Here is a 6,335-nt window from a genome sequence, read left to right on the forward strand (position 1 = left end):
CCGCACCAAAGCCACGCATAACGACGACAAACCGTGCATGAACGCACCGCTTCGGTGCGCATCCGACAACGCGAAACGACTGGACTGACCAGTTGGACCAGTCGGAGCAGCGGCCCGCCTCGCTTGGCATGCGGCTTGCTCAATCGGGCGCTCACCCGGCTATGAACGGTGCCGCTTTCCTTGCGGCGCGAATGGCCGCGTAGGAGACCCATTCATGAAGCCTCGCCTGATCGCGCGTACGTTCGCCACGCTCGCCACCGCCGCCATCCTGTCGATCACACTGAATCAGCGCGCGCAAGCCGATGCGCTCGACACCATCGCGAAAAGCGGCGTGCTGCGCGTTGCGGTACCGGAGGACTATCCGCCCTTCGGCTCGGTCGGCGCGGACATGAAGCCGCAGGGCTACGACGTCGACATGGCTGCGCTGCTCGCTCAGGCGCTCAACGCCAAGGTGCAGCTCGTGGCCGTCAACAGCGCCAACCGCATTCCGTATCTGACGACGAACAAGGTCGACCTCGTCATCTCGTCGCTCGGCAAGACGCCGGAACGCGAAAAGGTCATCGACTTCTCGCAGGCCTATGCGCCGTACTACCAAGGCGTGTTCGGCCCCGCCGACATCAAGGTTGCAGGCCCCGCCGATCTCACGGGCAAGACCGTGGGCGCCACGCGCGGCGCGCTCGAAGAAATCGCACTGACACAGATGGCACCGAACGCGACGATCAAACGGTTCGAGGACAACAACGCCACCATCGCGGCGTTCCTCTCGGGACAAGTGCAGTTGATCGCGGCCGGCAACGTCGTCGCCGCGGCCATCGTCGCCAGGCACCCGCCGCGCCAGCCCGAGCCGAAGTTCGTCATCAAGGATTCGCCCTGCTATGTCGGCCTGAACAAGAACGAAACGCGGCTGCTCGAAAAGGTCAACGCAGCCATCGCGCAGGCGCGCCATGACGGCCGGCTCGAAGCGATGTCGAAGAAGTGGTTCGGTCAGCCGCTGCCGGCGACGCTGTAATGAGCTACACGCTGGAGTTCGGGGAGCTCGCGCAGTACACGGGCATGTTCGCGCACGGCGCAGCCCTGACGGTCGGGCTGACCGCGGTGGCGACCGCGCTCGGCGTGACGCTCGGAGTCGGCGGCGCGGCCGCGCGCGAATCGCGCTCGCGCGCGCTGAGGACGATCGTCGCCGCCTATGTCGAGGCGATCCGCAATACGCCCTTCATCATTCAGCTCTTCTTCGTATTCTTCGGCCTGCCCGCGCTCGGCGTGCGGCTCGACGAGTACTCGGCGGCGATCATCGCGATGACGCTCAACCTCGGTGCCTATGCTACCGAGATCGTGCGGGCGGGCGTCGCCGCCGTGCCGCGCGGGCACGTCGAAGCCGCCGCGTCGCTGGCCATGACACCGGCGCAGATCTATCGGCACGTGGTCTTGCCGCAGGCGCTGGCCAAAGTCTTCCCCGCGCTCGTGAGCCAGATCGTCATCGTGATGCTCGGCTCGGCCGTCGTCTCGCAGATTTCGGTGCCGGACTTGACCTATGCCGCCAGCTACATCCAGTCACGCAATTTCCGTTCGTTCGAGACCTATCTCGTGATCACGGTGTCCTACCTCGGTCTTGCGATCGCACTGCGCGCGGTGCTCAAGGCGGCAGGCCGGCGGTTCTTCGCACGAGGCGCGCGATGATCGAATTCAGCTTTGCGCAAATCGTCTCGAACCTGCTGCTCGCCGCGCGCTGGACTGTCGTGCTGTCGATCGTCTCGTTCCTCGTCGGCGGCCTCGCCGGCTTCGCGCTGCTCATTGCGCGTGTGTCGCCTTCGCGATTGCCGCGCACATTCGCCAAGCTCTACATCGAGGTGTTTCAGGGCACGCCGCTTCTCATGCAGCTCTTCGTCGTCTTTTTCGGGCTGCCGCTCCTCGGTCTCGACGTCGAACCCTGGGTGGCGGCAACGCTCGGCCTGACGTTCTTTACGAGTGCGTATCTCGCGGAGATCTGGCGCGGTTGCGTGGAGGCCATCCCGCGTGGGCAATGGGAAGCGTCGGCCAGTCTCGCGATGACCTACTTCGAGCAGTTGCGCCATGTCGTGCTGCCGCAGGCGCTGCGCATCGCCATCGCACCGACGGTCGGCTTCTCCGTTCAAGCGGTGAAGGACACGGCGCTCGTTTCGATCATCGGTTTTACCGAACTGACGAAAGCGGGCACCGTGATATCGAATGCCACGTTCCGGCCATTCGCCGTCTACGGTTGCGTCGCGCTCATTTATTTCATGCTGTGCTACCCGTTGTCGCGCACCGCGCGTGCGCTCGAAAGGAAACTCCATGTCGCTCGTTGAAGTCACGCAGCTGCACAAGCAATTCGGCGCGGCGCACGTCCTGAAGGGTATCGATTTGAATGTCGAAGCGGGCCAGGTCGTCACGATCATCGGCCGCAGCGGTTCCGGAAAGAGCACCCTGCTGCGCACGCTCAACGGATTGGAGAGCATCGATTCGGGAACGATCGGCATCGACGGCGAGCGCATCGACGCACGCCATGCCGACTTGCGCCGCCTCCGGCTGAAGGTCGGCATGGTGTTCCAGCAATACAACCTGTTTCCCCATCTGCGCGCCGGAGAAAACATCATGCTCGCGCAGAGCGTCGTCAAGAAAACGCCGCGCGCCAAGGCGCGCGAGGTCGCGCAGCAGATGCTCGAGCGCGTCGGTCTCGGCGACAAGTTCGACGCCTATCCCGATCAGCTCTCGGGCGGACAGCAGCAGCGCGTCGCTATCGCGCGCGCGCTCGCGATGGAGCCGACGCTGCTGTTGTGCGATGAAATCACGTCCGCGCTCGACCCCGAGCTCGTGGGCGAAGTGCTCGGCGTAGTCGAGCAACTGGCACGCGACGGCATGACGCTCATCATGGTCACCCATGAAATGCGCTTCGCGCGCCGCGTGAGCGATATCGTCGTTTTCATGCACGAGGGGCGCGTCTGGGAGAGCGGCCCGCCCGAACAGATCTTCGGCAGCCCGCAGAGCATAGAATTGCGGAAGTTCGTTCAATAACGCGCTTTCAAGGCGCTTACACCCGCACGACACCCAGCGATGAAGCTCACTCCACGCGAAAAAGACAAACTGCTCATCTTCACCGCTGCGCTGCTGGCCGAGCGCCGCAAGGCCCGCGGCCTCAAGCTCAATTATCCGGAAGCCGTCGCGTTCATCACCGCCGCGCTGATGGAAGGCGCGCGCGACGGGCAGACCGTGGCCGAGCTGATGCATTACGGCACGACACTGCTCACACGCGACGACGTCATGGAAGGCGTGCCCGAAATGATTCCCGACATCCAGATCGAGGCGACCTTTCCGGATGGCACGAAGCTCGTCACCGTCCATCATCCGATTCCATGACAGGCCGCGCCGCAAGCGTGGGCATGCGCGGCAGCGGGTCTTCTCCAACCGTTCGAGGTCTTGATCGATGATTCCTGGCGAAATCCTCACCGAACCCGGCGATATCGAGCTCAACGCGGGCCGCGAAACGCTGACGCTCACGGTCGCCAACACCGGCGATCGCCCGGTGCAGATCGGCTCGCACTTCCATTTTTATGAAGTGAACGCCGCGCTGTCGTTCGAGCGCGAGCGTGCGCGCGGCTTTCGGCTGAACATCGCCGCGGGCACCGCCGTGCGCTTCGAGCCGGGGCAGGAACGTACGGTCGAGCTCGTCGCGCTGGCCGGCGACCGCACTGTCTACGGCTTCAACGGCAAGGTGATGGGCCCGTTGTAAAGGCCTTGCGTTGCCGCCCTCTCCTACTCTTAGTACTGCGAACCGTCATGACACTGCGCATCGATCGCCGCGCCTACGCGGAAATGTTCGGCCCGACCACGGGCGACCGGATCCGGCTCGCCGACACCGAGCTCCTGATCGAAATCGAACGGGACTTCACCATCTACGGCGAAGAAGTGAAGTTCGGCGGCGGCAAGGTGATACGTGACGGCATGGGTCAGTCGCAACGGTGCGCGGCCGAAGTGGCCGATACCGTCGTCACGAACGCCGTCATTCTCGATCACTGGGGCATCGTCAAAGCCGATATCGCCATCAAGGACGGCCGCATCGCCGCCATCGGCAAAGCCGGCAATCCCGATATCCAGCCGGGCGTGACGATCGCCATCGGCGCGGCGACGGAAATCATCGCGGGCGAAGGTCTCATCGTGACGGCCGGCGGCATCGATACGCACATCCATTTCATCAGCCCGCAGCAGATCGACGAAGCACTCGCCTCGGGCGTCACGACGATGCTCGGCGGCGGCACCGGCCCCGCCACGGGCACGAATGCGACCACCTGCACGCCCGGTCCGTGGCACATGGAGCGCATGCTGCAGGCGGCCGACGGCTGGCCGATGAATCTCGGCTTTCTCGGCAAAGGCAATGCGAGCCTGCCCGCTCCGCTCGTCGAGCAGGTCGCCGCCGGGGCCATCGGGCTCAAGCTGCATGAAGACTGGGGCACGACGCCGGCCGCGATCGACAATTGCCTGTCCGTGGCGGACGATACCGACACGCAAGTCGCGATTCACACCGATACGCTGAACGAAGCGGGCTTCGTCGAAACGACGGTCGCCGCGTTCAAGGGCCGCACGATCCACACGTATCACACCGAAGGCGCGGGCGGCGGACATGCGCCCGACATCATCAAGGTCTGCGGCGAAGCGAACGTGCTGCCCTCGTCGACGAATCCGACGCGCCCCTATACCATCAATACGCTCGACGAGCACCTCGACATGTTGATGGTCTGCCACCATCTCGATCCGTCCATCGCCGAAGATCTCGCCTTTGCCGAATCGCGCATCCGGCGCGAAACGATCGCGGCGGAGGACATCCTGCACGACCTCGGTGCGCTTTCGATGCTGTCGTCCGATTCGCAGGCGATGGGGCGCGTGGGCGAGGTGATCATTCGCACCTGGCAGACCGCGCACAAGATGAAGGTCCAACGCGGTGCGCTCGCCGAAGACAATACGCGCAACGATAACTTCCGCGCCAAACGCTACGTCGCCAAATACACGATCAATCCCGCGCTGACGCATGGTATTGCGCACGAAGTGGGGTCGATCGAGCCCGGCAAGTGGGCCGATCTCGTGTTCTGGGAGCCGGCGTTTTTCGGCGTGAAACCGTCGCTTATCGTAAAGGGCGGCATGATCGCGCTTGCGCAGATGGGCGACCCGAATGCCTCGATTCCGACGCCGCAGCCCGTGCACTACCGCGAGATGTTCGCGACGCGCGGCGGCGCGCTTGCACGCACCTCGCTGACGTTCGTTTCGCAGATGGCCGCGCAGGCGGGTATTGCCGAGCGTTATGGGTTGTCCAAGCGGATCGTGCCGGTGCGCGGCTGCCGCACGGTCACGAAAGCCGACATGATCCATAATGCTTGGCAGCCGTCGATCAGCGTTGATCCCGAGACCTATCAAGTCGTCGCGGACGGCCAGTTGCTGACCTGCGAGCCCGCGACCGTGCTGCCGATGGCGCAGCGGTATTTTCTGTTTTGAGTGCTGACGATCCAGGTTCCGACATGCGCACTATCGACAAACGCATCGCGCCTCATGTGAAGCTCGCGGCATCGCTCGTTTCGCGTGCGCCGACGCTCACGCTGGCCTACGAGGCGCGCTGCAAGAGCCGGCTTTCGGCCACGCTCGATAACGGCGAGACCGTGGCGCTCGTGCTGCCGCGCGGCACGGTGTTGGCCGACGGCGACGTGCTCGTGGCCGACGATGGCGGCCTCGTGCGCGTGGTCGCCGCCGACGAAGCGGTTCTCGTCGTGCGTGCGAACGATGCGCTGACGCTTACGCGGGCCGCCTACCACCTCGGCAATCGTCATACGCCCGTCGAAGTGGGTGCCGATTATCTGAAGCTCGAAGCCGACACGGTGCTCGAATCGATGCTGACGCGGCTTGGCGTGCGCGTCGAGGCGGCGTCGCTGCCTTTTCAACCCGAGACGGGCGCGTACGGCGGCGGGCATCGGCACGGGCACGATGCAACGTTCGACGAAGATTACGCGCTCGCTCAACGTGTCTTCGACGAGCATCACGGCGAGCATGCTCATGGTCATGCTCACGGCCATGACGTGCATTGCGATGGCGAGCATGGCCACGATTGCGGGCACGATCACGAGCACGATCACGGACACAGTCACGGCAAAGGCCATGCGCATCGCTGAATTGACCGCGCTGCTGCATCTGGCATCGCCTGCGCTGCCGGTTGGCGCATTCAGTTATTCGCAAGGGCTCGACTCCGCGATCGACTCGCAATGGGTCCTCGATGAGCGCTCGACGTCCGCATGGATTGCGGGCGGTCTCGCACATGTCCTGGCGCGCTGCGAGCTGCC

At 64.4% G+C, this 6,335-nt stretch carries 8 protein-coding genes and 1 pseudogene; all 9 read left to right on the forward strand.

Annotated features, from left to right (window positions below):
• Positions 1-214: 214 nt before the first annotated feature.
• Positions 215-1,009 (forward strand): transporter substrate-binding domain-containing protein, encoded by a 795-nt coding sequence (locus ACO1XS_RS03070; RefSeq protein WP_331571613.1) that lies wholly within the window; start codon positions 215-217, stop codon positions 1,007-1,009.
• The gene (locus ACO1XS_RS03075; protein WP_331571615.1) at positions 1,009-1,677 is read left to right on the forward strand and encodes an amino acid ABC transporter permease; all 669 of its coding nucleotides are present in this window, start codon (positions 1,009-1,011) and stop codon (positions 1,675-1,677) included. The genes ACO1XS_RS03070 and ACO1XS_RS03075 overlap by 1 nt, the downstream gene beginning before the upstream one ends.
• On the forward strand, positions 1,674-2,324 hold the full coding sequence (locus ACO1XS_RS03080; RefSeq protein ID WP_486389987.1) for an amino acid ABC transporter permease: 651 nt from the start codon (positions 1,674-1,676) through the stop codon (positions 2,322-2,324). Before ACO1XS_RS03075 ends, ACO1XS_RS03080 begins: the two co-directional genes overlap by 4 nt.
• Positions 2,311-3,030: an amino acid ABC transporter ATP-binding protein gene (locus tag ACO1XS_RS03085; RefSeq protein WP_331571619.1), complete on the forward strand. Its 720-nt coding sequence runs from the start codon at positions 2,311-2,313 to the stop codon at positions 3,028-3,030. Before ACO1XS_RS03080 ends, ACO1XS_RS03085 begins: the two co-directional genes overlap by 14 nt.
• Before the next feature lie 39 nt (positions 3,031-3,069).
• On the forward strand, positions 3,070-3,372 hold the full coding sequence (gene ureA / locus ACO1XS_RS03090; RefSeq protein ID WP_173259885.1) for an urease subunit gamma: 303 nt from the start codon (positions 3,070-3,072) through the stop codon (positions 3,370-3,372).
• A 67-nt stretch (positions 3,373-3,439) separates the two neighbouring features.
• Positions 3,440-3,745 carry an urease subunit beta gene (locus ACO1XS_RS03095; protein ID WP_331571621.1) on the forward strand — a complete coding sequence of 102 codons (306 nt, stop codon included), beginning with the start codon at positions 3,440-3,442 and terminating at the stop codon, positions 3,743-3,745.
• A 47-nt stretch (positions 3,746-3,792) separates the two neighbouring features.
• Positions 3,793-5,499: an urease subunit alpha gene (gene ureC / locus ACO1XS_RS03100; protein WP_331571623.1), complete on the forward strand. Its 1,707-nt coding sequence runs from the start codon at positions 3,793-3,795 to the stop codon at positions 5,497-5,499.
• Between the two features lie 23 nt (positions 5,500-5,522).
• Positions 5,523-6,167, forward strand: coding sequence for an urease accessory protein UreE (ureE, locus tag ACO1XS_RS03105; protein WP_331571625.1), 645 nt, complete (start codon positions 5,523-5,525; stop codon positions 6,165-6,167).
• Positions 6,154-6,335, forward strand: a pseudogene (locus ACO1XS_RS03110) (urease accessory protein UreF); the annotation flags it as partial. The gene ureE and the pseudogene ACO1XS_RS03110, both read left to right, overlap by 14 nt.

Source organism: Trinickia sp., assembly GCF_057351765.1.

What these genes read in the sequence shown, in the direction of transcription:
- ACO1XS_RS03070 (WP_331571613.1), top strand. Translation starts at nt 215, where the DNA reads ATGAAGCCTCGCCTGATCGCGCGTACGTTCGCCACGCTCGCCACCGCC.
- ACO1XS_RS03075 (WP_331571615.1), top strand. Translation starts at nt 1,009, where the DNA reads ATGAGCTACACGCTGGAGTTCGGGGAGCTCGCGCAGTACACGGGCATG.
- ACO1XS_RS03080 (WP_486389987.1), top strand. Translation starts at nt 1,674, where the DNA reads ATGATCGAATTCAGCTTTGCGCAAATCGTCTCGAACCTGCTGCTCGCC.
- ACO1XS_RS03085 (WP_331571619.1), top strand. Translation starts at nt 2,311, where the DNA reads ATGTCGCTCGTTGAAGTCACGCAGCTGCACAAGCAATTCGGCGCGGCG.
- ureA (WP_173259885.1), top strand. Translation starts at nt 3,070, where the DNA reads ATGAAGCTCACTCCACGCGAAAAAGACAAACTGCTCATCTTCACCGCT.
- ACO1XS_RS03095 (WP_331571621.1), top strand. Translation starts at nt 3,440, where the DNA reads ATGATTCCTGGCGAAATCCTCACCGAACCCGGCGATATCGAGCTCAAC.
- ureC (WP_331571623.1), top strand. Translation starts at nt 3,793, where the DNA reads ATGACACTGCGCATCGATCGCCGCGCCTACGCGGAAATGTTCGGCCCG.
- ureE (WP_331571625.1), top strand. Translation starts at nt 5,523, where the DNA reads ATGCGCACTATCGACAAACGCATCGCGCCTCATGTGAAGCTCGCGGCA.